Raw genomic sequence first — 26097 nt, 5'->3', positions numbered from 1 at the left:
GACGTTAGGCACGCGCCCGCACGGGCGGGCGTGTGCCGGGCCGCAAGGCGCCCCGGCGAAGGAATTAACCCCGCAGGCTGCCGCCAGTGGCCTTCTCGACCTTCTGGACAATCTTCTGGCTAACCGCCTCGATATCCTTATCGGTCAGGGTTGCGTCACGTGGTTGCAGGCGCACGGTGATGGCGAGGGATTTTTTGCCCTCTCCCAGCGAACCGCCGATAAACTCGTCAAAGACGTTCACATCCGTGATCAGCGCCTTATCAGCCCCGGCTGCGGCGTTCACCAGGTTGATCGCTTCCACATCCGCATCCACCACAAAGGCGAAATCGCGCTCAACCGGTTGCAGGTCGGATGCGCCAAGAGCAGCCCGTCCGGTGCCTTTCGACTTCGGGAAGGGCACTTTTGCCAGATGCACGGCAAAGGCCACCACCGGGCCTTTTACGCCCGATTGCTCAATGGTTTTCGGGTGCAGCTCACCAAAGGCGCCAAGGATGTTCTTCGGCCCCAGACCCAGCTTGGCCGAGCGGCCCGGATGCCACCACGCGTTCATATCGCGCACGAAGGTCAGTTTTGCAGGCGCGCCGATGGCGTTCAGCACGGCCTCGACATCCGCTTTGGCATCATAGGTATCAACCGGGCGACGGGCGCCAAAACGGTCACGCGGGCCGGTGTGACCAACAAGGATACCGGTGACCATCTGTTCATACTCATCCGGCTCACCGCCATGGAAAACGGGGCCAACTTCGAACAGGGCCAAATCCATGAAACCGCGCGCTTGGTTGCGGGCCGCAGCCTGCAACAGACCGGGCAGCAGCGAGGGGCGCATATGGCTCATCTCGGACGAGATCGGGTTGGCCAGCGCAACGTTATCACCACCAGTTCCGAAACGCTCGGCGCTGGCCTGATCAATGAAGCTGTAGGTCACGCATTCGTTGTAGCCCAGCGCCGCCACGGTGCGCCGCGCGACGCCTTCGCGTTTCTGCATCGGGGTCAGGATCGCCTTTGGAACACCTACATGGGCCCGCGCGAGCGGCTTGCCAACCAGCTTGGTCAGCGATGCCACACGGGCGACTTCCTCAACCAAATCCGCCTCGCCCAATACATCAGGCCGCCATGACGGCACATGGGCCATATCGCCTTCCAGCTTGAAGCCCAGCGCGGTCAGGGTCGCACGCTGTTCATCGGCCGGAATGTCCATCCCGACCAGCGACTGCACGCGGTCGGTGTCGAGCTTATAGGCACGGGCCACATCCGGCACCTCACCGGCAACAACCACATTCGAGGCTTCCCCCCCGCAGAGATCAAGGATCATCTGGGTTGCGGCTTCAATCGCCGGGGCGTTATAGGCCGGGTCAATGCCGCGTTCATTGCGGTAACGCGCGTCCGAATTGATTTTCAGCGCACGACCGGTTTTTGCGATCTGGATCGTGTCCCAGACAGCGGCTTCAAGGAAGACATTGGTGGTCTCGAACGTCGCACCCGTGGGCAGGCCGCCCATGATGCCCGCAATCGATTCCACGCCTTCCGCGTCCGAGATCACAACGGCACCTTCGGGGAAAGTGTATTCCTTCTCGTCCAGCCCCATGAGCGTCTCGCCACCCGTCGCGCGGTGCACCCGCAGGTCGCCCTTGACCTTGTCGGCGTCAAACACGTGCAGAGGACGGTTCATGTCGTAGGTGAAGAAGTTGGTGATATCGACGAGGGCCGAGATCGGGCGCAGGCCAACTGCCTTCAGACGCGCCTGCAACCACGCAGGCGACGGGCCGTTCTTCACGCCTTTGATCAGACGGCCCATGAAAACCGGCGCGTCATCACGGGTATCATCGTCAATGGTGACATTGATCGGGCTGTCAAAGCTGCCGTCGACCTTGTGATCCTTGAGCGGCTTCAGCGTGCCCAGACCACGGGCGGCCAAATCGCGCGCAATGCCGCGCACGCCCAGCGCATCGGGGCGGTTCGGCGTAATGGCGATCTCGATCACCGGGTCCACTTTGGTCGGGTCATTGGCGGCCAGCCAGTCGACGAATTTCTCACCCACTTCGCCCGAAGGCAGCTCGATAATGCCGTCATGTTCTTCCGACAGCTCCAACTCGCGCTCGGAGGCCATCATGCCGTGGCTTTCCACGCCGCGGATTTTGCCCACGCTCAGAGTGACATCAATGCCGGGCACATAATCGCCGGGCTTGGCCAGCACCACGGTGATGCCTTCGCGCGCATTGGGCGCGCCGCAGACGATCTGCTTTTCACCTTCGTTGGTCTCAACCTTGCAGACCCGCAGACGATCCGCATCCGGGTGTTTCTCGGCAGACGTGACCTTGGCAATGGTGAACGCCCCCAGACGATCCACAGGGTTGAAAATCTCTTCGACCTCCAGCCCCAGATCGGTGCAGGCCTCAGCGATTTCGTCAACCGAGGCTTCGGTGTCGAGGTGGTCTTTCAACCAGGAGAGTGTGAATTTCATGTTCGTATCCTCAGTCGTCTGCCCTGACGGCGTTCCTTCGTGGCCCCGGCTTAGCGGTCGGCCAAATCCTCAATCAGTTCGAAATGCTCAAACACAAGCATCATGTTCGGGTCAAACCCACCATTGCGGGCGAAATAGGCCTCGTGCCCTTTGCGCCACCCGGCGAGCGTGTCGTCTTCGCCTTCCGCCAGCGCCATCTCTTCGGTCACGTCGCAGAAACGGATTTCCTGCACTTTCACGGTTTTGATCACCAGAGCGGGGGTGCCGTCCCAGTTGGCGGCAATATCGGTGCGGCCCACGACGGGCATCGCTTCGGGTTCGTCCTTGAAATCGGCCAGCGCGCCGCAGGTGGCGCGTTTCTTGCCCGCGCGGACTAGGTCGATCAGGCGTTTGGACAGTTCGGCGCTGTCGCCAAACTTGAACGTGCCCGCGCCGGGATAGGTGACCTGCAGGTCTTCCATCTCATCGCTCATGTCTTGTCCTCATCCTCTGCTGGGTCTGCCGATTTGGATGTGTCATCATCCCCCTGGTTCTCCATCGAGTGATCAATCGACCGCGCCAGCCCGCGCATGCCCCAGAGGACAAGCAAGGCCATCGCCAGAACCACAATGACATTCATCCAGATCGGCATTAGGAAAGGCTTTCTTTGTTTGGCAGTCTGGATTGGCCGCGATAACCAAACACTGACCACGCTAAGGCATCTCTTCGCATTTCAAGCGCAATGTCGTTGTGAGCTTTCGCCAGTTCTTTGTAGATCGGGTGCAGAGCAGGAGAGTCGGGACTCAACTGCTCGTCTGCCGATGCAAATTTCTCTGAGTAGATCGAAACCGCGCGCAAAACGTCTTTTCCTGCGTATAGCATCATTGGGGCGTTTGCGCGGCTCATTCTCTCCAAACGGTCGAGTTCCACTTCTTGTGACCACTCTAAATATGCCTCGTTCGGCGAAGGGTAGGTTTCGAGGAACGCTTCATAGACTCGGCGCTTATCGGCCAAAATCGACTCCGACTGGCTCAACACTCGGCCAGCAACGAAACTGATTAGTGAGACTAGAACGCCGGCAAGCCAAATCACCTACTCAGCCCCCCACGCATGGTCGGCACATCAAGGGACGCAAACCCGTAATGGCGCAGCCAGCGCAGATCGCTGTCAAAGAAGGCGCGCAGGTCGGGGATGCCGTATTTCAGCATCGCCAGACGGTCGATGCCGAGGCCAAAGGCAAAGCCCTGCCAGTCGTCGGGGTTCACACCCGCCGCCGACAGCACTTTCGGATGCACCATGCCGCTGCCCAGAATTTCCATCCAGTCGTCACCTTCGCCCAGCTTCAAGGTGCCACCAGCCCAGGAACAGCGGATGTCCACCTCGGCCGAGGGTTCGGTGAACGGGAAATGCGAGGCGCGGAAGCGCAGTTCGATGCCGTCGATTTCAAAAAACGCGCGGCAAAACTCCTCCAGCACCCATTTCAGGTTCGCCATCGAGATGTCTTTGTCGATCGCCAGCCCTTCAACCTGATGGAACATCGGGGTGTGGGTCTGGTCATAATCCGAGCGATAGACACGGCCCGGCGCAATCACCCGGATCGGCGCGCCGGTCTTTTCCATCGCACGGATTTGCACGGGGGATGTGTGGGTGCGCAGCACATGCGGCGGGCGATTGTCACCCTCATCGCGGTGCATGTAGAACGTATCAAACTCCTGCCGCGCAGGGTGGTGCGGCGGGATGTTGAGCGCGTCGAAATTATACCAGTCGCTTTCGATCTGCGGCCCCTCGGCAACCGAGAAGCCCATGTCGCCGAAAATGGCCGAGATCTCCTCGGTCACCTGACTGATCGGGTGAATGGTGCCCTGACGTGCGGGACGGCCCGGCAGGGTGACGTCCAGCCATTCGGTGCGCAGACGCTCATCAAGGGCTGCATCCGCCAGCGCGGATTTCTTGGCGGAAATGGCCGAGTTGATCTCGTCCTTCAGCGCATTCAGCTTCGGGCCCATGATCTGGCGTTCCTCGGGCGTCATCTTGCCCAGCTCACGCATTTTCAGGGCCACTTCGCCCTTCTTGCCCACGGCCTGCACGCGGATATCTTCCAGTGCGGCCTCATCCGCGGCCCCTGCCACGGCGTCGATATATTTCTGCCTCAGATCGTCCATCTTCGTCCCTTGGTTTGCTGCCGATGGATTGCCATCGGATCACCCCCGGGGGATGCCCCGGTTTGCACCCTGCCGTGCTACCCATTGAGGCACGAAAACGCAAGTATGCGTGGGCGATCACAGGGGCAAAGCCGCCATTCGCCCGGACAGGAAGGTCTTTTCCGCCACGGATGTGGTCAGGTCGATGGCCTGCCGGTAGTGATCTGCGGCTTCTTTCGCCCGGCCAAGCCGCGCCAGAAGGTCGGCCCGACAGGCATGGAAAGGTTGATATCGGCCAAGGCCCGCATGGGTGGGCAGGCAATCCAACTGCGCCAATGCCACGTCAGGCCCGTGAAGATAGGACAGCGCCACGGCCCTGTTGATATGGACCACCGGGTTCGGGTGCCGGGCAAGCAACAGATCATAAAGCGCCACGATCTGCGCCCAGTCGGTGCGGTCAAAATCCGGCGCCTCTGCATGGACCGCGCTGATCGCAGCCTGAAGCGCATAAGGGCCGGGTGGGCCCACGCCCAGCGCCTGCTTTACCAGCGTTATGCCTTCACGAATACGCGCCTTGTCCCAGCGGGCACGGTTCTGCACCTCAAGCGGAACATAAGCCCCGTCTTCATCCGACCGGGTCAAACGGCGGCTATCCCCCAGCAACATCAGGGCGAGCAGCGCCTTCACCTCAGGATCTTCTGGCAGGAGGCCCGTCAGAATGCGCCCCAACCGGATCGCCTCACCCACAAGATCTGCGCGGGTCAGTTCCGCCCCGTTGGACCGGAAACCCTCGTTGAAAATGAGGTATATGACCCGCAGCACCGCATTGAGCCGCTCTGGCAAATCCTCCTCATCCGGCAATCTGAACGGAATGCCCGCCTGCTGGATCTTCTGTTTGGCACGGGTCAGGCGGGCGGCCATTGTTTCGGGTTTGTCCAGATAGGCGGCAGCAATTTCAGCGGTGGTCAGCCCACCGATGGCCCGCAGGGTCAATGCGGTGCGGGTCTTTTCCTCAAGTGCCGGGTGACAGCAGGTGAAGATCAGCTCCAGACGGTGATCGGGGATCACGCCCATGCCGCCCCCTTCCTCGGACCGGGTCTGATCCAGCCATAATGCAAGTTCACCTTCTTTGCGGCTGGCGGTCTGCGCGCGGCGCAACCGATCCAACGCCTTGCGTCGGGCCACGGTCAACAGCCAGGCATCCGGGTGGAGCGGCAGGGATTTGGGCCAATGGGAGAGCGCCTCGACCACCGCGTCCTGCAAACTGTCTTCCGCCAGCGCATAATCCCCCAGCCGGGCGGTTAGCACAGCAAGGAGGCGCCCCCAATTTTCGCGGATCAGACGGTCTATGCTGAGGTCAACCGGGGGCACCATAAGGGATCAGTCGAAGATCATCACGGGGCGCACTTCGACCCGACCGTAAGCAGCGTCGGGGATCTTGGCGGCATAGTGCAGGGCTTCATCCAGATCCTCACAGTCGAGGATATAGAAGCCACCCAGCTGTTCCTTGGTTTCGGCAAAGGGGCCATCCACGATTTCGGTTTTGCCGCCCCGGACAGACACGGTGGAGGCGGTCGCCACGGGTTGCAGCGCATCCCCCGAGAGCATTTTGCCCGCATCCTGAACCTCTTTGGTGAAATCCATATAGCCCTGCATATAGGGCCCGAACTCCTCAGTTCCGGGTTGCGGGCCATTGTCTTCGGCATTGTAAATCAGAAGCATGTATTGCATCGGGTTTCCTTCCTGAAATGGGGAAAGGTCAGTGCCTTTCTGGATACCAGACGTTTGGGAAACGACCAAATCGACATGCGATCAGCATTTTTCCAAAAACGGTCTGAGGTCATTCGCCGTCAAGAAGCCTGAGAAAATACGGATGCAGATCGGCATATGTCTTTACGAAATCATCTGTCCCGAGGTGATTGGAGGCGCGGTAGGAAAAGAAAAGCTCGTTGCGCAGGTCGATGAGGGTCTCTCTTTTCTTTGCCCAGGCCGCATCGGAACAGGCCCCAAATGAACCAAAATGCGTGTATCCGTTGAAACCTGCCGCAAACTCCAAGATCGAATTGCGGTCGCCGATTTCCGGCAAATCCTCTTTTGTCAGCCCCATCTTACCCCTCCAGCAACTTCGTTAAATAGCAACAACAGGAAATCACGCAGCCCAAAACAGAAAAAGCCGCAAGGTTTCCCCTGCGGCTTTGATCTTAGTGTAATGCGTCCGGCTTAGGCCAGAGCAGCCTTTGCTTTCTCGACGATCGCGCCGAAAGCTTCCGGCTCATGCACGGCCAGGTCAGCCAGCACTTTGCGGTCGACTTCAACACCAGCCAGGTTCAGGCCGTTGATGAAGCGCGAATAGGTCAGAGCCTCGTCATGCGAACGTACAGCCGCGTTGATACGCTGGATCCACAGGGCGCGGAAATTGCGCTTGCGGTTCTTGCGGTCGCGGGTTGCGTATTGGTTCGCCTTGTCGACGGCCTGACGCGCTACCTTGAAGGTATTCTTGCGGCGGCCGTAATAGCCTTTTGCGGCCTTGACGACTTTTTTGTGACGGGCGTGAGTTGTGGTTCCACCTTTAACGCGGGACATAGTCTATACTCCTCTTAGCGGTCGTAGGGCATGTAGCCCTTGACGATCTTTGCGTCGGGGGCGGACAGGGTGGTGGTGCCACGGGCATCGCGGATGAATTTCTTGGTCCGCTTGATCATGCCGTGACGCTTACCGGCTTGGCCAGCGAGGACCTTGCCAGTTGCAGTCACCTTAAAGCGCTTCTTGGCGCTTGATTTGGTCTTCATCTTGGGCATTTCCGTCTCCTTCATGGGTTCGGTTCGGACGCGACTCGGCATGCCACTTGAGCCGGGCGCGCATGAAGTGTGGCGTATAGAAGGGATTCGCCAGTCTGACAAGGGGTATCAGCCCCCATTCAGCACAAAAAAACCGCGCGGGCGCAATGCCTCCTCAGTTGAGGATCCGCCCCAATACGGTGACAAACAGATCCGGGATATCCGCAATCGCATATCCGCCGGGCTTTCCCCGAACCGCCATGAAAATCAGCCCTCCTCCGATCAGCACCGTAATGGCGGCCACCCGGGGGGCATGGCCATCCAGCATCGCGTTGAGGATGGCCGGGATCGACAGGACAAGAACGCAGATCCCGATCACCAGAAAAAGATCATGTGTCATCTGAATACCCTATATAAATAAGGTATTATTACTCCGCATCCGTGGCGAAAATCAACCTTTCGTCACAGGGGGCCACCCGCAGGATGTTGGTTGTGCCGGGCACGTTGAAGGGCACACCCGCCGTCACGACGATCTGATCATGCTCTTGCGCCAGACCCGAGGCGCGGGCGGCCCGGGCCGCCGAAACCACTGCGGCCTTGAAGCGCTTGACCTCCCCCGGGGTGACAAAACAATTGGTGCCCCAGGACAGGCAGAGACGGCGCGCCGTCCCCCGCAGCGGGGTCAGCGCGATGATCGGCACCCGTGGCCGCTCCCGCGAGGTGAGCAGCGCCGTGGTGCCTGACTGAGTGAAACAGCAGATCGCCTTGATGTCGGTGGTTTCGGCAATCTCACGCGCGGCTGCAACGATGGCGTCATTCACGCCCCGTCGCGCGGCCACGCGCTGTGCATCCACCTGTTCGCGGTAGGTGGGATCATTTTCGACCTCGATGGCCACGGCATTCATCGTTGCCACAGCTTCAACCGGATAGGCCCCTGCCGCACTTTCGGCCGACAGCATGACCGCATCGGTCCCGTCATAAATCGCATTGGCCACGTCGGACACTTCCGCGCGGGTGGGCATCGGGCTTTCGATCATGCTTTCCAGCATCTGTGTCGCGACAATCACCGGTTTGCCGGCACGGTGGCAGGCATGGATAAGACGTTTCTGGATCGGCGGCACGGCCTGAACCGGCAGCTCGACACCAAGGTCACCACGCGCAACCATGATCCCATCCGAGGCTTTCAGGATCTCGTCAAACGCATCCACGGCAGCCGGTTTTTCAATCTTTGACAGAACTGCGGCACGGCCCTGCGCCAGCGTGCGGGCCTCTTCCACATCCTCGGCCCGCTGCACAAAACTGAGCGCAAGCCAATCGACCCCCAGCTGGCAGGCAAATTCCAGATCGGCGCGGTCTTTTTCGGAAAGTGCTGCAAGGGGCAGCACCACATCGGGCACGTTCACACCTTTGCGGTCCGAAATCGTGCCGCCAACTTCGACGATGCAATTGGCGTGATCAGCGCTGCAATCCTTGACCCGCAGGCGCAGCTTACCATCATTGACCAGGAGGGTAGCCCCGGGCTCAAGAGCTGCAAAAATCTCGGGATGGGGCAGGCAGACACGGTGGCTGTCCCCCGGTGTGACATCAAGATCAAAGCGGAAGACCTGCCCCTCTTCGATCTCGGTTGCGCCAGCTGCAAAAACACCGCAACGCAGTTTGGGGCCTTGCAGATCTGCAAGGATAGCGATCGGGCGTTCCAGATCCTTTTCCACCTTGCGCACCAGCGCGTGGCGTTCGCGCTGCTCGTCATGAGTGCCATGGGACATGTTCATGCGAAACACATCAGCGCCCGCTTCGAACAAGGCCCGAATAGTGTCATAATCGTTGGAAGCAGGACCAAGCGTGGCGACAATTTTTACATTTCTCTGGCGTCTCATCGGCATTTCCTTTTGGGCGACATCATCCCTCACCCGCTCTATAGCCAATATTGCGGGGCGGTGAAACGATATGTTAGCGCTCTCATCAATTTGTTTCACGTCACTTTATGCATGAGGGAACTGGTGCTTTTCCTTGCACTGACGTAAATGGCGGTAAGAGATGACCGTTACAAAACCATGACAGTGCTCCGATGAAAGACGCGATTTTGCATGATGCTTTTGAAATCATTGGCGAGACCCTGACTGGCCGCTGGGTGATTTCCTGCGACCACGCCTCAAACCGGGTGCCGCCCTGCGTCAATGGCGGAGACCTCGGGCTGCCCGAGGCCGATATGAACCGCCATATTGCCTATGATGTGGGCGCCGCCGGGGTTACCCGCCACCTGTCACGGCTGCTCAACAGCCCTGCCATCCTGACCCGGTTTTCGCGGCTTGTGGTGGATCCGAACCGGGGCGAGGACGACCCGACTGTTCTGATGAAGCTTTATGACGGGTCTATCATTCCCGCCAACCGCCACGCCGATGCCACCGAGCGCGAGCGGCGCCTGGCGGCGTTTCATCGCCCCTATCACGAAGCATTGGCCGGGGTTCTGGCCGCGCATCCGAACCCGGTTCTTCTGGCAATGCACAGTTATACACCTCAGCTCAAGGGGCGCGAACCCCGCCCCTGGCATATTGCGGTGCTGCACGACAAGGACAGCCGGGTGGCAACGCCGCTATTGGCCCGTCTTGAGGCCGAGGGCGAATGGTGTGTCGGTGAAAACGAACCTTATGGCGGCCATCTGGATGGTGACAGCATCGATCGACAAGCGTTGAAGCTGGGTCTTCCCAATGTGCTGATCGAGATCCGCAATGACCTGATTGAAACCGAGGCCCAACAGGCCTGGTGGGCAGAGCGGCTTGCACCGATCCTGACGGAGGTGCTGGTGGAGAGCGGGCTGTAAGGGGCTTTGCCCCTCGCCCCCCCTCTGCGAGGGAGGCCTCACCCCAAGGTATTTCAGGCAAGAAAAAGGAGAGCACGGTGCCACATGTAAGGATAGAATATGCTGGTGTGACATCGGGAATGCAGCCGGCATGTGAGGCCGTTTTCGAGGCGCTGGCAGCCCATGACGCGATCCCCCATCCCGAAAGCCTGAAAGTGCGCGCCCTTCCCTGCGATGCCCATCGTATCGGCACCGACCCTGCCAGTTTTTGCCATGCGGCTCTGGCTTTGCTGCCGGGGCGCAGCGAAACGGTGAAGAGTGAGTTGGCGCAGCTGATCCTTACGGTGTTGCGGCGCCAACTGCCAAATGTCGGCAGCCTGTCCGTTGACGTAGCAGATCTCAGCCCGTCTTATGCGAAAGACATTTTATAAATGGAGCCCAGGATGGACGACCAGACCCGTATCGAGCTTGAAGCCGCCGCGTTTCGCGCGCTGCGTGCGCATCTGATGGAAAAGCGCACCGACGTGCAGAACATCGACATGATGAACCTGGCCGGGTTTTGCCGCAACTGCCTGTCACGCTGGTATCAGGAAGCGGCGAATGAGCGCGGGATCGAGATGGACAAAACCCAAGCGCGCGAGATCTTCTATGGCATGAGCATGGACGAATGGAAGTCCAAGTATCAGACCGATGCCAGCCCGGAGAAACAGGCGGAGTTCAAGGTGGCTTTCGCTGAAAATGTGGGTGAAGAGAAGGCGTGACCCGCACGCTTTTGATCCTGACGGCCGCATCCGCCGCGCTGACCGTGGCCGGGTTTTATTACCACCCTGCCCTTGGTCTCTTCATGCTCGGTGGCATGGTGCTGATCGGCCTGTCGATCTGGAATGGCGGACAGAAAATGCTGGCGCTTTACCGCGCGCGTGAAGGCGAGGGGTTTGACACGTTCCTGACCGCGCTGCCGGATGTGGATCCGGCCATCGCCCGTGCAGTCTATGACACAATCCAGCACACCTGCTCCTCGGCCAAAAATCCCCTGCCCCTGCGCCCCTCGGATCACGTAATCGACGATCTGATGCTGGATTTGGAAGAGCTGTTTTCCGAGGTTCTGCCCCGGATCATCACCCAAACAAGGCAAGGATCACCTGAAGGGCTTACGGATCTGACGGTTGGCGGGATTGCAAAGCACCTGCAGGACCCTGCGCAATTGCGCACACCCTCTGTTTAAACTTCGATATTTCGCACGTAAATTTGCCCCTTATATCTGCTTCAAAAGGAGCAAGACATGAGACAACCCACCTATTTCATCTCCCACGGTGGCGGCCCCTGGCCGTGGATACCCCGCATGCGCCAGATGTTTGCGACGTTGGAGCGATCCCTTGCCGCAATGCCGTCGGAATTGCCCGAACGCCCCAAAGCAGTTCTGATGATTTCAGGCCATTGGGAGAGCAACGGGTTTGACGTGATGTCATCCGCCGCGCCACCCATGGTCTATGACTATTCCGGCTTCCCGCCGGAGACATATGAAATCACCTACCCTGCCCCCGGCGATCCTGATCTTGCACAAAGGACGCAGAATCTGATCCGCGCTGCGGGACTGCCCAGCGCGCCGAATGCGGCGCAGGGGTTTGACCATGGGGTGTTTGCGCCGATGGCAGTGATGTATCCGAAAGCCGATATGCCCACCTACCAGGTGTCCCTGAACAGGACGTACGATCCTGCCCAGCACATGGCACTTGGCCGGGCCCTGGCCCCGCTGCGCGATGAAGGGGTGCTGATTGTCGGATCCGGCCTGTCTTATCACAATCTGCGCCTGATGGGTCCCGAGGCGCGCATTCCTTCAGCGGAGTTTGACGCCTGGCTGAACGAGGCCATGACGTTGTCACCCGACAAACGCCGGGCTGCGATCCTGAACTGGGAAACGGCCCCCTCGGCCCGGATTGCGCACAAGGAAGAAGACCATCTCGTGCCGCTCTTTGCCGCGCTTGGCGCAGCCGAAGAAGACGCGGCCACCGTGTGCTACCACGAAGAGGGCATTTTCGGTGGGGTCACCGCCACCAGTTTCCGGTTTGGGTAATATGTGAGAGGGCTGCACATGAGGGTGTTTGTCACCGGGCGTTTCGACTTTTCCCACCGCTGGTCAAAGCCGAAAACGCTTTAATCGGATGACAGCCCATCCTCTTCTCAGATCAAATCACAGAGAAAACCCCGCACCTTACGGAGCGGGGCTACACTTCTTGGATGTGACGCTCAATCACTCAGCCTTTTTCAGGCTTTCTTCCAGGTAAATTTCACGCAGGCGCGCCATGACCGGGCCGGGCTGACCATCCCCCAATGCCACCCCGTCAATTTCGACCACCGGCATCACAAAGGCTGAGGCCGAGGTAAAGAAAGCCTCATCTGCCTCCTGTGCCTCAGCAATTGTAAAGCTACGTTCCTCCACTTCCATCTGCGCCTCGCGGGCAAAGCGCAGCACGGCGGCACGGGTGATGCCATGCAGGATGTCGTTGGACAGGGCACGGGTGATAATTTTGCCCCCTTTGACGATATAGACATTGTTCGAGGTGCCCTCGGTCACATACCCATCTTCCACCAGCCAGGCATCATCACAGCCTGCCGCCTTGGCCATCATCTTGCCCATCGACGGGTAAAGCAGCTGCACCGTTTTGATGTCACGACGGCCCCAGCGGATGTCTTCAATCGAGATCACCTTGACCGGCTTTACCGTCTCAGCCAGGCCGGGCTTGTTTTGGGTAAACAGCACCACTGTCGGCTTGACCTTGTCCGCATCCGGGAACACGAAATCCCGGTCACTGTCCGCCCCGCGCGAGATCTGCAGATAGATCAGACCTTCGTCAATGCCATTGGCCCGCACCAACTCACGGTGCACCTCAAGCAGGTCCTCTTTCGAAATCGGGCTCTCAATCCCCAGTTCCTTCAGCGAACGCTCCAGACGCACCGCGTGACCTTCAAAATCAATCAGCTTGCCGCCCAGAACCGACGTCACCTCATAAACCGCATCCGCGAACAGAAATCCGCGATCAAAGATCGAAACCTTGGCGTCGGTTTCGGGCAGATAGTCGCCATTCACATAAACGGTACGGGTCATTTGTGTCTCCTCGTTGGAACGCCGCGTCACGGGATACAAGAAAGATTGACGGGGCAGTGGGTTGCTGTCTTGGCTGTTGACATTGAAGTCGTCAGGACTGGCCTAACGGATGAATTTGCAAAGGGGAAGCCTCAATGCCCGCCACACAATCTGCTTTGATCATGCTCGTGGCCGGGATCGGGATCCCGGTATTGGCAGCACTGAATGCGGCACTGGGCCAGCGGATGGGGTCGCCCGTAGCGGCAGGGGTGATCCTTTTCCTGGTGGCGCTGATCACGGCCAGCGCGGTTTTCCTGTTTTCCGGCAGCTCCCTCAAAGGTGCCATCGGTGCCCCTCCTCACCTGTTCCTTGCCGGGTGCCTGGTGGCGTTTTACGTGCTGACCATCACTTGGGTGGCCCCCACATTCGGAGTGGGCAACGCGGTCTTTTTCGTCCTGATCGGACAATTGATCTCAGCTGCGATCATCGACCACTGGGGCCTGTTCGGCGCCACGCAGCATCCACTGACCCTTGCCCGTGCAGGCGGTATCGCGGTGATGGGGGCCGGGGTCTTTCTGACCCAGATCGCCGGGCGCGGTTAAGCTCACCCCCAAAGGGCGGCCTCCGGCGGGTGCACCCCCTTGTCGTCAAACAACAAAGGGGCCTCGCGATCTTCTGCCAGCAAAAGCGGCCCGTCCAGATCGGTCACAACCGACCGCTGCGCAACCAGCACCGCCGGCGCCATCGCCAGGGACGAGCCAACCATACAGCCGGTCATCACCTTGTAGCCCTCAGCAAGGGCCGCCTCACGCAGACGCAATGCCTCGGTCAGGCCACCGGTCTTATCCAGCTTGATGTTCACCACATCATATTTGCCTTCAAGCCCCGGCAGGCTGGAGCGGTCGTGACAGCTTTCATCAGCACAGACCGGCACAGGACGCTCCATCCCGATCAGCGCATCATCCTCTCCGGCCGGTAAGGGCTGCTCCACCAGCTGCACCCCAAGCCGCACCAGATGCGGGGCAAGATCGGCGTAAACCTCGGCGGTCCAACCCTCATTTGCATCCACGATGATACGCGACTTTGGCGCCCCTGCCCGCACCGCTTCCAGGCGCGGCATATCATCGGGCGTGCCCAGCTTGATCTTGAGCAAGGGACGATGAGCGTTTTTTGCGGCCTGCACCTGCATCTCGGCAGGCTCCGCCAATGACAGCGTATAGGCCGTGATCTCCGGCCCCGGACGAGCTAGCCCCGCCAGTTCCCAAACCCGTTTTCCCGCGCGCTTGGCTTCCAGATCCCACAACGCGCAGTCAACGGCATTGCGCGCGGCCCCCGCCGGCAGAAGATCATAAAGCACCTCACGCGTGATGTCGCCAGACAGCCCCATGATCTCATCCGTTACACTCTCCAACGTTTCATCATAACGCGCATAGGGCACACATTCGCCCCAGCCCTGATGATCGCCATCCTTCACCCGCACCGTCAGCACTTTCGCTTCGGTCCGTGATCCACGCGAGATAGTGAACACCTGCGCCAGTTTGAACACGTCAGGAGTAACTGAGATTTCCATGCGCCCGCCTTTTTCTTGCCTGAAATACCTTGGGGGTCTGGGGGCAAAGCCCCCAGCCTTCTGATCACATCAACGGCCTATCAGATCGCCGCCAGCGCATCCACCAGCTTGCCCGCGCCATAGCGGAACGGATCGGTCGCCGGCAGGCCCATATCGGCCTCAACCTTCGTCAGATAGACCTTGGCATCCTCATCCGACATGTGCTGCGTGTTGACCGAGATACCAATCACCTGGCAGCCCGGGTTCGCCACCTTGGCCAGCTTCAGCGCGGTGTCGCGCAGCGCTTCCAGCGAGGGCTGAGTGTATTCCGGCAGGCCGCGCATATGCGCGCGGGTCGGTTCATGGGCAAGCACCAGAGCGTCCGGCTGACCGCCGTGGATCAGCGCCATGGTCACACCCGAATAGGACACGTGGAACAACGAACCCTGACCCTCGATATGATCCCAGTGGTCATCGTCATTATCCGGGGTCAGATACTCAATCGAGCCGGCCATGAAGTCGGCGACCACTGCATCCAAAGGCACACCGTCACCGGTGATCAGGATACCGGTCTGGCCCGTGGCGCGGAAGGTCGACTTCATGCCGCGTTTGCGCATCTCCGCATCCATGCATAGGGCCGTGTACATCTTGCCCACGGAACAATCGGTGCCCACGGCCAGGCAGCGCTTGCCGGTCCGTTTTTTGCCATTGGCAATCGGGTAATCCACCTCGGGGATCCGCACGTCATGCAGTTCCTGCCCGGTGGCTTCGGCCACGGCGACCAGATCGGGCTCGTCGGTCAGAAGGTTGTGCAGGCCCGAGGCCAGATCAAACCCTTCCTCAAGCGCCATCACCAGCACTTTCTTCCACTCTTTCGAGATCACACCACCGCGGTTGGCCACACCAACCACAAGCGTTTTCGCACCTGCCGCCTTGGCTTCTTGCAAGGTCATGTCGGTCAGGCCGAGATCCGCACCGCAGCCCTCCATGCGGAACTGCCCCACGGCATTTTCCGGACGCCAGTCACGGATGCCAATGGCGACCTTGGCGGCCAATTGATCAGGCGCATCGCCCAGGAACAACAGGTACGGAGTTTTGATCATGGCCTTGGCCCTTTCCTCTTTTTTCGGTGTTAAATATTCCCCAACGGGCATTTTCACGATTTAATGCCGCATTTTTTTGCGAAGGCATGAGCACTGGCGGCATTTGCACAAGTTTCTTCGTCATTTTGACAATCTGGCGCAAATTCCTTTCGCCAAATTGTCACCAGCAGGGATATTGCCGCCGCGCGGCATAATGCTGCAAATGCAAAATCAACTTGCCTTAGTCCACGCAATTTCATAACGATTGCGCCAAGAAAATCGCAACTTCATTGCTCAGAGGTGACACATGTCCTTCCGTATCCAACCCACTGCCCCGGCCCGCCCGAACCGCTGCCAATTGTTTGGCCCGGGATCAAACACCAAGCTGTTCCCCAAAATGGCGGCATCTTCTGCTGACGTGATCAACCTGGACCTCGAGGATTCGGTTGCTCCGTCGGACAAGGACGTGGCCCGCGCCAATATCATTGAGGCCCTGAACACGATCGACTGGGGCAACAAATACATGTCGGTACGGATCAACAGCCTCGACACGCCCTATTGGTATCGCGACGTTGTGGACCTGCTGGAGCAAGCCGGTGATCGCATCGATCAGATCATGATCCCCAAAGTGGGGTGTGCTGAAGACGTCTATGCGGTGGACGCGCTGGTCACGGCAATCGAACGCGCGAAGGGCCGCACCAAGCCGGTCAGCTTTGAAGTGATCATCGAATCGGCTGCCGGTATCGCCCATGTCGAAGCCATCGCAGCATCCAGCCCCCGCCTGCAGGCCATGTCGCTGGGGGCCGCTGATTTCGCCGCCTCGATGGGCATGCAGACCACCGGCATCGGCGGCACGCAGGAAAACTATTACATGCTGCGCGAAGGCGAAAAGCACTGGTCCGACCCGTGGCACTGGGCACAGGCTGCCATCGTTGCCGCCTGTCGCACCCACGGCATCCTGCCGGTCGACGGCCCGTTCGGCGATTTTTCGGACGATGAGGGCTACATCGCACAGGCGAAGCGCTCGGCAACGCTGGGCATGGTGGGCAAATGGGCGATCCACCCGAAACAGATCGCTCTCGCAAACGAGGTCTTCACCCCGTCCGAAGAAGCCGTCACCGAAGCGCGCGAGATCCTGGCCGCGATGGAACAGGCAAAGGCCAATGGCGAAGGCGCCACTGTCTACAAGGGCCGCCTTGTCGACATCGCAAGCATCAAACAGGCCGAAGTGATCGTCGCCCAGGCAGAGTTGATCGCCAATAGCTGATCAGACCTCTCTTCCCCAACTCGCCCTGCCCACGCGGCAGGGCTTTTTTGTTGGGATCCCGTTTCCCGGCCCTCTATGACATACATCAATTATTTAAATTCAGATGTGTTTATAAGTTTCCTTGGGCGCTGACTACGCCCTGCCACAAAGGGACGCCTCTTTAATGTAAGAGGTTCGTATGAAACCACTTTTCCTTGCTGCCGCCATGACCTGCGCCATGGCTATCCCCGGTCATGCCCAGCAATCGCAACCCGCCAAAACCGGCCTTTCAGTGCCCGTAATCATGCTGACCGGCATCCTGAATAAAAACCAGGATGTGATTGGGTTGGATGAAGCGCAGAAAGAGATCCTACAAAACTGGATGGCGTCCATGCCCGCGCAACGCAAGGCACTGGAGGATGAAACCGTGGCCCTTCGCGCAGAGATGAAAGCTGCCATCATCAAGGGGTCGCCAGTCGAAGAACGCCAAGCCCTGGCCGGAAAAATCGGCGCCAATGAAACCACGCTGGTGATGATGCGTTCAAATTGCACCGATCACTGGCGTGAGGTGCTGACCCCTGAACAGTTTGCCAAGCTGATTGAAATCGCCACGAAATGAACGGATGGGGCGGAGCCGCTCCGCCCCCCCCAATATCACGCGAGCGGCAGGCAGAGTTCCGTCAACAAATTCTCGGGAGCCGTTTCCCGAGGATCATTCAGGTAGATCTCGAAACACGGGCTGTCAGCCGGGGTCTCACCCGATCGTGGCAACCATTCCCCGTAAAGCGCGTCATAGCCGGACTTGATCGTGGCATAGGGGCCTTTGAAGGTCAGAACAGCCGCCTGCCCTGCCGGAAGCTCAACACTTTCGAACCCTTCCGGGATCTCGCCAGCCGTCCACTCAGCCCCTGCGAAACTACGCAGATCCGCCTCGGGCACAGCGGCGGGGTCATCAAAATACACGCCGTAGACCTGGCCACATTTCGGCCAGAGCCCCCGCGCGGCGATCATGGCGCCAGATTTCTCGAAGGTGGATCCGATTTCCATATAGGCCCCCTTGTGGCGCAAACCGATCAGGGTTCTGGCCGGAAAGGTGCGGATTTCGATGGGATACATGGTGATTATTCCTTTCTGTTGCAGCAAGGCTGGGGCGCAAAAATGACCTGATCTGCGAAACTCAACCGGGCTCATCCCGTATGACGCGCGGAACGCCTGAGCGAAGCTGCGCGGATTGGGGTAGCCGCAGTCACGGGCGATCTGATCGACAGGCAGTTCCTCTCTCACCAATCGACCGGCGGCCCGATGCAGACGCATCCGACGCACCGCCTGCGCACAGGTTTCACCGGTCATGGCGTGAAACACCCGGTGCCAGTGAAAGCGCGACATCGCAGCAACATCCGCCAGAGTATCCAGTGACAGATCGCCGTTTGGATTGTCGTGAATGTGGTTAAGCACCCGGACCAGCCGGTCTTCATATCGCATTTGAGCGTCCCTTCTGACCTTTCCCCCTGTTTCTGCCGCAAGAGCCGTGCATAAATCTTGCCAAACTTCCCTCTGTCCAACCGGGCTCAAGGCGCGTTTTCCGGGGGCTGGCCGTTGCAATGCGGCTTCCCAAGCGTCATATAGCAGGAAACAGGTATCAATCAGGCGTGGCCATGACTCACTATCTCGAATTTGAAAAACCACTGGCAGAAATCGAAGGCAAGGCAGAAGAGCTGCGGGCCATGGCGCGAGCCAATGAAGAGATGGATGTGGAGGGTGAGGCCACAGCACTGGACGCCAAGGCGGACACATTGCTGAAAGAGCTTTACGAAAACCTGACAGCCTGGCGCAAATGCCAGGTAGCGCGCCATCCGGAACGCCCCCATTGCAAGGATTATATCGACGCCCTTTTCACCGAATACACGCCGCTGGCAGGCGACCGGAACTTTGCCGATGACCACGCCGTCATGGGCGGGCTTGCCCGGATCGGCGATATGCCTGTCGTGGTGATGGGTCAGGAAAAGGGTCATGACACAAAGTCCCGCATCGAACGCAATTTCGGCATGGCCCGCCCGGAAGGGTATCGCAAGGCCATCCGTCTGATGGATTTGGCGGATCGGTTCGGCCTGCCCATCGTGGCACTTGTCGACACACCCGGCGCCTATCCGGGCAAGGGGGCAGAAGAACGTGGCCAGTCCGAAGCCATCGCCCGCTCGACCGAACGCTGCCTCAACGCCAATGTTCCGGTGATCTCGGTGATCATCGGCGAAGGCGGGTCTGGTGGGGCGGTTGCTCTGGCCACGGCCAATACGGTGATGATGCTGGAACATTCGGTCTATTCTGTCATCTCCCCCGAAGGATGCGCCTCGATCCTGTGGAAAGACGCCGAGAAGATGCGGGAGGCCGCCGAAGCTCTTCGTCTGACCGCGCAGGACCTCAAGAAACTGGGTGTGATCGACACGATTATCGACGAGCCTATGGGCGGTGCGCAACGCGACCGCAAAGGCACAATCGAAGCCGTTGGGAAAGCCATCGAAGAGGAACTGAAGGCCCTTATGGACCGCATGAAGGGCGACGCCCTGAAAAAGGAGCGGCGCGAGAAATTCCTCAAGATGGGGTCGCAGGGCCTCACAGCCTGATCGCAATCCTCCGTCAGAAACAGGAAGGGCCCCGAGAGGGCCCTTTTTTATGTCAGATCACCAAAGTGTCTGCGCCGCCTTGCTGGGCCAATCCCGATCAAAGGCCTCCCCATCAAATTCGCCCGAGGACTGTTCTTTCAACATCTCCCCCAGGCTGGGAATGTCGGGCGGAGTATGATCCGCACGCCAGAGCCCCGACCGCATGATGGATTTGGCGCATTGGGCATAGATTTCATCAATCTGCACAACGGTCACCAACCCCGGGAGCTTCTCTCCCTGCGCACGCGCAAACCTTTGGCGCAGCGCCTCATCCACCGTCAGGCGAGCCCGCCCATTCAGACGCACAACAATATCGACATGCGGCACCATGAACATGAGAGAGACGCGCGGGTCGCGGACAATATTGCGCAGGCTGTCGATCCGGTTGTTGCCCCTCCAGTCCGGCACCGCGATATGGCGCTCATCCAGTTCCAACACCACCGACCCGTCATCCCCCCGCGGGCTGCCATCGGTCCCTTCGGGGCCAACAGTGCTGAGCACGCAGAACTTGGACGCCATGATCCATTTGCGATAGGTGGGGGTCATGCGCTTCGCCACTTTGACAAGCGACGCTTTTGAAGGGGAGGAATATAGCGCCTCAAGCTCTTCTATGTTTTCAAGAAATTCCACGTCTTCCCCCCAACAAAACCAGAAAACTAGTTTTCTAGTTTTCTTAGAAATTGCGCTTCCCTGTCTCCAGGTCAAACCCCGCCTCTTCCATCAGAGCGTCAGACCCGGTTTCCACCGCAGTCTCCATCTCCGACATGAAGGTCTTAAGGTCCTTACCCGCCTCAATCCGTGGCAGAAACTCGACCACAGCTGTTCCAGGATATCGCATGATCCCGTGGCGTTTCCAAAACACACCCACATTGGTGGCCGCCGGCACCACGTCCTGCGCCGTTTCCTTGTAAAGCACACCGGCACCGATTTTATACGGCTTCTCTGCGCCTGCAGCCACACGTGTGCCTTGCGGGAAAATCACCAACTGTCCTGGGGCCGCCGCACCGGATTTCACATCCGCCACCATCTGCTTGATCGCCGCCCCGCGCTTGCCGCGATCCACCGGAACCGAATTGGTGTATTTGCCGTAAAGCCCAATCACCGGCGCCCATTTCAGTTGCTTTTTCATGATATATTTCGGACGGGGAAGGACGCTTGCAATCAGCAAAATATCAAAGAAACTTTGATGCTTGGCCGCAATGATCACCTCATCTTGCGGCACCTCCCCCCGGATTTCGGATTTCAGCCCCACCATCCAGGACGCCGTCCAGCGCACCCAATTGCAATAGGCGCGGATCGCCACGAAGGTAAAATCCTTCTTCACCCAGATCAGCGGGATGAAACCAAAACCAATAATGGGAAGAACCAGATACATCTGGGTGATGAACAGAAGCGAGCGAACCCACTGAATGGCGTGACGCATTAGCGTTTCTCCTGCAAGGTGGCCAAAGCGGCCTGTCGGGTTGCGATAAAGGCGACAAAAGCAGCCACGGGCGGTATCCCCAGCGGCAAAAGCCAGTGCCCCCCCTGGAACCCAAGCCCGGTCAGGAAACTGCCCTGATCCACACCTGAGGGCAACAGCAGGATTGCAATCATCCCAATCGCCGTGCCACCTAACGCCCCCATGAACGCCCTGAGGGTGTACCGACGCACAAAAGCCCGGGCGATATAGGCATCCTGGGCACCGACAAGGCGCAAAACCCGAATGACCTGTTCATTTGCGGAAAGGGCAGCTGAGGCCGCCAGGGTAATGACCACCCCTGCCAGCGCGGTGATCAACCCCATGGCCGCGTATCCCAACAGGCGCAGCCGACCGGCCGCTTTGACCAGAGGCTCTCTCCAGCGGTTATGATCATCAAAGACAGCGCCCGGCGCCTCCCCTGCCAAACGCGCACGCAGCCCCTCAACATCCACGCCGGTGTCATCTTCGATCACCTCGATAAGACGCGGGATAGGCAAACGCTCCAGCGGCAGGTCCGGCCCGAACCACGGCTCCAACAGCTTGCGCTGCTCGTCATCCCCCAGTGGACGGGCCTCTTTGACCCCCTCTGTGGTCGCAAGCACCTCCATCACGGCCAGCACCTGGATGTCAATTTGATCCGCAGGCGCCGAGATGCGAATCGTGGCACTTTTCGCCAGTGCCTGCGCCCAGCGATCCGCAAGCCGCCCCGACGCAAGTGACAGAGCAAGTGCGAAGACCGCCAGAAAGGCCATAGCCCCTGCAGCAAACACCGTCAGGCGCGCCGTAAAACCCGTTGGGGGCACAACCCGGTCTGCCTGTGCATCGCCAGACACCAGATGCAAAAGCTGCCTCACCCGAACGCTCATAGGTCTGCCCCCGCTGCCTGCAACTGACCCCCTGAGATCCGCAGCACCCGCGTTGGCACCAGCGCCTTTGCCTGTCGGATCAGGTTCATGTCATGGGTCGCAATCAGCACGGTTTTCCCCAGCTTGTTGAGTTCGACCAGCAGGGTCAGCAACCGCAACGACATGTCCCAATCAACATTGCCCGTCGGCTCATCCGCCAAGATGACATCCGGCGACATAATCACTGCCCGGGCCAATGCGGCCCTCTGCCGCTCGCCGCCGGACAATTCCGGGGGGCGCGCATCGGCATGGGAGGTTAACCCAACCCAGGCCAGAAGCTCATTCAGTTCCTGCATGTCGCTCATCGGGCGCCCCGCAACCGCCAAAGGCAACGCAATATTCTCGGCAACCGATAGATGGTCGAGGAACTGGCAATCCTGATGAACAACCCCGATTCGGCGCCGCACCACAGCCACGTCGTCCCGGCTCATCTGCCGGGTATCCTGCCCAAAAAGGGTCGCCGCCCCGTGGGTCGGCACCAGTTCTCCGTAACACAGCTTGAGGAAGGTGGTCTTCCCCGCCCCCGAAGGGCCGGTCAGGAAATGAAACGATCCCGGTGGGACCTGTAGCGTCATGTCACGCAACAGCGATCCGCCGCCATACCCGTAAGACACTTGTGTCAGCTCGATCACTTTCTACCCCCGCCTGATGTGGCGACAGTTTTGCCCCACAAGGTCAATTGTTTCAATGTAATGATTGCCTTGGTTCGGTTTTCAGGTCTATCTTGCTCATATTACATCTTAAAAGGCAGGTGGTGCCACCCATTGAGGTGGCGGGACGGGTGAGAAAATGCGTTTGGTTTGCCCCAATTGCGGAGCACAATACGAGGTTGACGATCGCGTCATGCCTGAGACCGGGCGTGATGTGCAGTGTTCTGCCTGTGGCCACGCCTGGTTTCAACGCGGCGCCCAGATGCCGGAAGACACCGCAGAAGCGATCATGGATCCCGCCGCAACCGAGGCCGAAGAGATCCCTCAGGAGGAGGAGCCGGAGCAAGAGCCGGTTTCTGACCCCACATCCGATAGTGCAGCTGCAGAGGAAACGCCGCCACGGCGCTCCCTGAGCCCGGACGTGCAGGCGATCTTGCAAGAGGAAGCGCAGCGCGAATTGGAAGCGCGTCAATCACATCAGGAACAGATCGAAACCCAAACCGAAATGGGTTTGGAAGACTTTGATGAGGAAGAGGCGCAACGGCAATCCATACGTGAACGTATGGCACGACTTCGCGGTGCCGACGATGATTTCGAAGCCACCCAGGCACTTACCGAAGGTCGTGGACGAGATCTGTTGCCGGACATTGAGGAAATCAACTCTACTCTCGATGCCCAACAAGGGGATGAGATAGAGCAGGACGGCAGTGATCCTGCCACATCAAAGACCCGTAGCGGATATCGCAAAGGGTTTGTGTTGAGCGTCGGGCTCGCCCTGATCCTGCTTCTTCTTTACGCATACGCACCGAACGTCGCCGAAGCGGCTCCCCAACTCGACCCGCTACTTGATAGGTACGTCTCAGCCGTTGATTGGGGCCGTATGGCGGTAAGGTCTTTTTTTGAAGGTGTTATTTTGAAACTGCAGGGAGCGAACAGCCTCTGATCCTCTCGCCATCGGTGATGGCACTTACAGTTTCACTTTCTTGATAATTGTCTTTTCCCTGCATGCAAAAACGCCCCTCGCTTTTGTGCGAAGGGCGTTTTTTGATTTATGTGATCGTATTGAGAGGATAGGTTGGATTTTTACTAGGTTTGGCGGTGACCTACTCTCCCACGTCTTAAGACGCAGTACCATTGGCGCGACAGTGCTTAACGGCCGGGTTCGGGATGGGACCGGGTGTTTCACTTGTGCTATGACCACCAAACCGAGTAAAAATCCAATTTTATTTGGGCTACCGCCTTCGGCTACTTGAGCCCGAATTTGGTTTTCCAAATATCCAAGTTGGTACACTTTTGTGTATGCTTTTGATTTATCAGTAGATTTGTCTTCTACTGGATCAAATCAAGCCTATCGGACCATTAGTACCGGTCAACTGAGCATGTTACCATGCTTACATCTCCGGCCTATCGACGTGGTAGTCTTCCACGGTCCTCAGGGATACCTTGTTTTGAGGGGGGCTTCCCGCTTAGATGCCTTCAGCGGTTATCCTTTCCGATCATAGCTACCCAGCACTGCCGTTGGCACGACAACTGGTCCACCAGTGGATCGTTCACCCCGGTCCTCTCGTACTAGGGGCAACTCCTCTCAAGTATCCTACACCCACGGCAGATAGGGACCGAACTGTCTCACGACGTTCTAAACCCAGCTCACGTACCTCTTTAAATGGCGAACAGCCATACCCTTGGGACCTGCTCCAGCCCCAGGATGAGATGAGCCGACATCGAGGTGCCAAACACTGCCGTCGATATGGACTCTTGGGCAGTATCAGCCTGTTATCCCCGGCGTACCTTTTATCCGTTGAGCGATGGCCCTTCCACTCGGGACCACCGGATCACTATGGCCGTCTTTCGACTCTGCTCGACTTGTCAGTCTCGCAGTCAGGCTGGCTTCTGCCATTGCACTCAACGAGCGATTTCCGACCGCTCTGAGCCAACCTTCGCGCGCCTCCGTTACGCTTTAGGAGGCGACCGCCCCAGTCAAACTACCCACCACGCAGGGTCCCGGATCCGGATAACGGACCGCGGTTAGACATCAAGCAGAACAAGGGTGGTATCTCAAAGGAGGCTCCACAGGAACTGGCGTCCCTGCTTCGAAGCCCACCACCTATTCTGCACATGTTGTGCCTGATGCCAGTGCGAAGCTGTAGTAAAGGTGCACGGGGTCTTTCCGTCTAACCGCGGGAAGCCTGCATCTTGACAGGCAATTCAATTTCGCTGAGTCGATGTTGGAGACAGCGGGGAAGTCGTTACGCCATTCGTGCAGGTCGGAACTTACCCGACAAGGAATTTCGCTACCTTAGGACCGTTATAGTTACGGCCGCCGTTTACCGGGGCTTCAATTCGGTGCTTGCACACCTCCTTTTAACCTTCCGGCACCGGGCAGGCGTCAGACCCTATACGTCGTCTTGCGACTTCGCAGAGCCCTGTGTTTTTAGTAAACAGTCGCCACCCCCTGGTTTGTGCCCCCAGTCAATACTTGCGTAGAAACTGGGCCTCCTTCTCGCGAACTTACGGAGGTATTTTGCCGAGTTCCTTCAACATCGTTCTCTCAAGCGCCTTGGTATACTCTACCTATCCACCTGTGTCGGTTTAGGGTACGGTCTCATGAAGGGCTATTTCCAGGAACCTCTAAGCTGCCCATTCAATCCGATAAGGATGAACAACCTTCGAGATCCGTCACTTCCTTCTGGCCCAGGAATATTAACCTGGTTCCCATCGGCTACGCCTTTCGGCCTCGCCTTAGGGGCCGGCTTACCCTGCTCAGATTAGCTTTAAGCAGGAACCCTTGGATTTTCGGCGAGGGGGTCTCTCACCCCCTTTGTCGCTACTCATGTCATCATTCTCACTAGTGATCTCTCCACCGGATCCCTCACAGGCCGGCTTCACAGAAAGCTCCGATCCTCCAATGACCCCGAAGGATCTAAGGAGGAATGGAACTATGTCACACTACGCTCTGCTACCGCGTGCATAAATGCACACCCTAAGCTTCGGCTCATGGCTTGAGCCCCGGTACATCTTCGCCGCAAGACAACTTATTTAGACCAGTGAGCTGTTACGCTATCTTTAAAGGATGGCTGCTTCTAAGCCAACCTCCTGGTTGTTTTGGTCGTCTCACCTGCTTTCCCACTTAGCCATGAATTAGGGGCCTTAGCTGTAGGTCAGGGTTGTTTCCCTCTCCACAACGGACGTTAGCATCCGCTGTGTGTCTGCCATATAGTACTTCCCGGTATTCGGAGTTTGATTAGGATCAGTAAGGCTGTGGGCCCCCATTACCCATTCAGTGCTCTACCCCCGGGAGTA

The 26097-nt window shown here is 58.7% G+C and carries 30 protein-coding genes and 2 rRNA genes (1 of these 32 running past the window's edge); 10 read left to right on the top strand and 22 right to left on the bottom strand.

Going from position 1 to position 26097, the window contains the following annotated elements:
* Positions 1-64: 64 nt before the first annotated feature.
* The 12 genes from pheT to pyk all read right to left on the bottom strand — a co-directional run bounded on the left by pheT (position 65) and on the right by pyk (position 9235).
* Complete coding sequence (pheT, locus tag XMD517_RS12550) at positions 65-2461, bottom strand: phenylalanine--tRNA ligase subunit beta (protein WP_173484821.1); 2397 nt, start codon at positions 2459-2461, stop codon at positions 65-67.
* A gap of 50 nt (positions 2462-2511) precedes the next feature.
* Complete coding sequence (locus tag XMD517_RS12545) at positions 2512-2934, bottom strand: ASCH domain-containing protein (RefSeq protein WP_173484820.1); 423 nt, start codon at positions 2932-2934, stop codon at positions 2512-2514.
* Positions 2931-3092 (bottom strand): hypothetical protein, encoded by a 162-nt coding sequence (locus tag XMD517_RS12540; protein ID WP_173484819.1) that lies wholly within the window; start codon positions 3090-3092, stop codon positions 2931-2933. Before XMD517_RS12540 ends, XMD517_RS12545 begins: the two co-directional genes overlap by 4 nt.
* Positions 3092-3454 carry a hypothetical protein gene (locus XMD517_RS12535; RefSeq protein ID WP_173484818.1) on the bottom strand — a complete coding sequence of 121 codons (363 nt, stop codon included), beginning with the start codon at positions 3452-3454 and terminating at the stop codon, positions 3092-3094. The genes XMD517_RS12540 and XMD517_RS12535 overlap by 1 nt, the downstream gene beginning before the upstream one ends.
* 74 nt (positions 3455-3528) lie before the next feature.
* Positions 3529-4602 (bottom strand): phenylalanine--tRNA ligase subunit alpha, encoded by a 1074-nt coding sequence (gene pheS, locus XMD517_RS12530; RefSeq protein WP_173484817.1) that lies wholly within the window; start codon positions 4600-4602, stop codon positions 3529-3531.
* A gap of 117 nt (positions 4603-4719) precedes the next feature.
* Complete coding sequence (locus XMD517_RS12525; RefSeq protein ID WP_173484816.1) at positions 4720-5955, bottom strand: RNA polymerase sigma factor; 1236 nt, start codon at positions 5953-5955, stop codon at positions 4720-4722.
* Positions 5956-5961: 6 nt separating this feature from the next.
* The gene (locus XMD517_RS12520) at positions 5962-6312 is read right to left on the bottom strand and encodes a YciI family protein (protein WP_173484815.1); all 351 of its coding nucleotides are present in this window, start codon (positions 6310-6312) and stop codon (positions 5962-5964) included.
* Between the two features lie 109 nt (positions 6313-6421).
* Positions 6422-6688, bottom strand: coding sequence for a hypothetical protein (locus XMD517_RS12515; protein ID WP_217360405.1), 267 nt, complete (start codon positions 6686-6688; stop codon positions 6422-6424).
* A 113-nt stretch (positions 6689-6801) separates the two neighbouring features.
* Positions 6802-7164: a 50S ribosomal protein L20 gene (gene rplT / locus XMD517_RS12510; RefSeq protein ID WP_055187387.1), complete on the bottom strand. Its 363-nt coding sequence runs from the start codon at positions 7162-7164 to the stop codon at positions 6802-6804.
* 14 nt (positions 7165-7178) lie between these two features.
* Positions 7179-7379, bottom strand: a complete 201-nt coding sequence (gene rpmI / locus XMD517_RS12505) for a 50S ribosomal protein L35 (RefSeq protein ID WP_055187494.1) — start codon at positions 7377-7379, stop codon at positions 7179-7181.
* Positions 7380-7533: 154 nt separating this feature from the next.
* On the bottom strand, positions 7534-7758 hold the full coding sequence (locus tag XMD517_RS12500; protein WP_055187386.1) for a hypothetical protein: 225 nt from the start codon (positions 7756-7758) through the stop codon (positions 7534-7536).
* Positions 7759-7786: 28 nt separating this feature from the next.
* Entirely contained in the window at positions 7787-9235 is a 1449-nt protein-coding gene (gene pyk / locus XMD517_RS12495; RefSeq protein ID WP_173484814.1) for a pyruvate kinase, read from the bottom strand.
* 191 nt (positions 9236-9426) lie between these two features.
* Here pyk and XMD517_RS12490 point away from each other — a divergent pair, with 191 nt between their 5' ends.
* From XMD517_RS12490 to XMD517_RS12470, 5 genes are all read left to right on the top strand, one after another.
* Positions 9427-10179, top strand: coding sequence for an N-formylglutamate amidohydrolase (locus XMD517_RS12490; protein ID WP_173484813.1), 753 nt, complete (start codon positions 9427-9429; stop codon positions 10177-10179).
* A gap of 77 nt (positions 10180-10256) precedes the next feature.
* Positions 10257-10589, top strand: coding sequence for a 5-carboxymethyl-2-hydroxymuconate isomerase (locus XMD517_RS15800; protein WP_173488043.1), 333 nt, complete (start codon positions 10257-10259; stop codon positions 10587-10589).
* Positions 10590-10601: 12 nt separating this feature from the next.
* Positions 10602-10919 (top strand): DUF1244 domain-containing protein, encoded by a 318-nt coding sequence (locus tag XMD517_RS12480; protein WP_173484811.1) that lies wholly within the window; start codon positions 10602-10604, stop codon positions 10917-10919.
* Entirely contained in the window at positions 10916-11383 is a 468-nt protein-coding gene (locus XMD517_RS12475; RefSeq protein WP_173484810.1) for a hypothetical protein, read from the top strand. The genes XMD517_RS12480 and XMD517_RS12475 overlap by 4 nt, the downstream gene beginning before the upstream one ends.
* Positions 11384-11440: 57 nt before the next feature.
* Positions 11441-12232 (top strand): class III extradiol ring-cleavage dioxygenase, encoded by a 792-nt coding sequence (locus tag XMD517_RS12470; RefSeq protein ID WP_173484809.1) that lies wholly within the window; start codon positions 11441-11443, stop codon positions 12230-12232.
* A 177-nt stretch (positions 12233-12409) separates the two neighbouring features.
* Here XMD517_RS12470 and XMD517_RS12465 read toward each other — a convergent pair whose 3' ends face one another.
* Complete coding sequence (locus tag XMD517_RS12465; protein ID WP_173484808.1) at positions 12410-13264, bottom strand: D-amino-acid transaminase; 855 nt, start codon at positions 13262-13264, stop codon at positions 12410-12412.
* Positions 13265-13398: 134 nt separating this feature from the next.
* Between XMD517_RS12465 and XMD517_RS12460 the strand changes: the two genes are divergently transcribed.
* Entirely contained in the window at positions 13399-13845 is a 447-nt protein-coding gene (locus tag XMD517_RS12460; RefSeq protein ID WP_173484807.1) for a DMT family transporter, read from the top strand.
* Between the two features lie 2 nt (positions 13846-13847).
* Here XMD517_RS12460 and dgcA read toward each other — a convergent pair whose 3' ends face one another.
* Together dgcA and dgcN are read right to left on the bottom strand one after the other, a co-directional pair.
* Positions 13848-14813 carry an N-acetyl-D-Glu racemase DgcA gene (gene dgcA / locus XMD517_RS12455; RefSeq protein ID WP_173484806.1) on the bottom strand — a complete coding sequence of 322 codons (966 nt, stop codon included), beginning with the start codon at positions 14811-14813 and terminating at the stop codon, positions 13848-13850.
* A gap of 80 nt (positions 14814-14893) precedes the next feature.
* Complete coding sequence (gene dgcN / locus XMD517_RS12450; RefSeq protein WP_173484805.1) at positions 14894-15895, bottom strand: N-acetyltransferase DgcN; 1002 nt, start codon at positions 15893-15895, stop codon at positions 14894-14896.
* Between the two features lie 286 nt (positions 15896-16181).
* Here dgcN and XMD517_RS12445 point away from each other — a divergent pair, with 286 nt between their 5' ends.
* Both XMD517_RS12445 and XMD517_RS12440 read left to right on the top strand, forming a co-directional pair.
* Positions 16182-17141, top strand: coding sequence for an L-malyl-CoA/beta-methylmalyl-CoA lyase (locus XMD517_RS12445; protein WP_173484803.1), 960 nt, complete (start codon positions 16182-16184; stop codon positions 17139-17141).
* Between the two features lie 178 nt (positions 17142-17319).
* The gene (locus XMD517_RS12440) at positions 17320-17739 is read left to right on the top strand and encodes a hypothetical protein (RefSeq protein WP_173484802.1); all 420 of its coding nucleotides are present in this window, start codon (positions 17320-17322) and stop codon (positions 17737-17739) included.
* 35 nt (positions 17740-17774) lie between these two features.
* Here the strand turns inward: XMD517_RS12440 and XMD517_RS12435 are convergent, their stop codons facing one another.
* Positions 17775-18602: a GyrI-like domain-containing protein gene (locus XMD517_RS12435; RefSeq protein WP_173484801.1), complete on the bottom strand. Its 828-nt coding sequence runs from the start codon at positions 18600-18602 to the stop codon at positions 17775-17777.
* 173 nt (positions 18603-18775) lie between these two features.
* Between XMD517_RS12435 and XMD517_RS12430 the strand changes: the two genes are divergently transcribed.
* The gene (locus tag XMD517_RS12430; protein ID WP_173484800.1) at positions 18776-19741 is read left to right on the top strand and encodes an acetyl-CoA carboxylase carboxyltransferase subunit alpha; all 966 of its coding nucleotides are present in this window, start codon (positions 18776-18778) and stop codon (positions 19739-19741) included.
* A 57-nt stretch (positions 19742-19798) separates the two neighbouring features.
* On the opposite strand, the gene XMD517_RS12425 is transcribed toward XMD517_RS12430, so the two are convergent.
* From XMD517_RS12425 to XMD517_RS12410, 4 genes are read right to left on the bottom strand one after another with little or no spacing between them, the layout of a single operon-like run.
* On the bottom strand, positions 19799-20410 hold the full coding sequence (locus tag XMD517_RS12425) for a pyridoxamine 5'-phosphate oxidase family protein (RefSeq protein WP_173484799.1): 612 nt from the start codon (positions 20408-20410) through the stop codon (positions 19799-19801).
* 43 nt (positions 20411-20453) lie between these two features.
* Positions 20454-21203, bottom strand: a complete 750-nt coding sequence (locus tag XMD517_RS12420; RefSeq protein WP_173484798.1) for a 1-acyl-sn-glycerol-3-phosphate acyltransferase — start codon at positions 21201-21203, stop codon at positions 20454-20456.
* Positions 21203-22108, bottom strand: coding sequence for an ABC transporter permease (locus XMD517_RS12415; RefSeq protein ID WP_055187372.1), 906 nt, complete (start codon positions 22106-22108; stop codon positions 21203-21205). The genes XMD517_RS12420 and XMD517_RS12415 overlap by 1 nt, the downstream gene beginning before the upstream one ends.
* Positions 22105-22779, bottom strand: coding sequence for a cell division ATP-binding protein FtsE (locus XMD517_RS12410; protein ID WP_173484797.1), 675 nt, complete (start codon positions 22777-22779; stop codon positions 22105-22107). The genes XMD517_RS12415 and XMD517_RS12410 overlap by 4 nt, the downstream gene beginning before the upstream one ends.
* A gap of 157 nt (positions 22780-22936) precedes the next feature.
* On the opposite strand from XMD517_RS12410, the gene XMD517_RS12405 reads away from it, so the two are divergent.
* The gene (locus tag XMD517_RS12405; protein ID WP_173484796.1) at positions 22937-23740 is read left to right on the top strand and encodes a zinc-ribbon domain-containing protein; all 804 of its coding nucleotides are present in this window, start codon (positions 22937-22939) and stop codon (positions 23738-23740) included.
* Between the two features lie 147 nt (positions 23741-23887).
* On the opposite strand, the gene rrf is transcribed toward XMD517_RS12405, so the two are convergent.
* Both rrf and XMD517_RS12395 read right to left on the bottom strand, forming a co-directional pair.
* Positions 23888-24002, bottom strand: a 5S ribosomal RNA gene (gene rrf / locus XMD517_RS12400).
* 133 nt (positions 24003-24135) lie between these two features.
* Positions 24136-26097 (bottom strand): 23S ribosomal RNA (locus XMD517_RS12395); it runs 869 nt beyond the window's last position.

Origin of the sequence: Aliiroseovarius sp. xm-d-517, assembly GCF_013283135.1 — a bacterium.
Lineage (GTDB): Bacteria > Pseudomonadota > Alphaproteobacteria > Rhodobacterales > Rhodobacteraceae > Aliiroseovarius > Aliiroseovarius crassostreae.
This window is presented reverse-complemented; position numbering and strand designations above follow the sequence as displayed.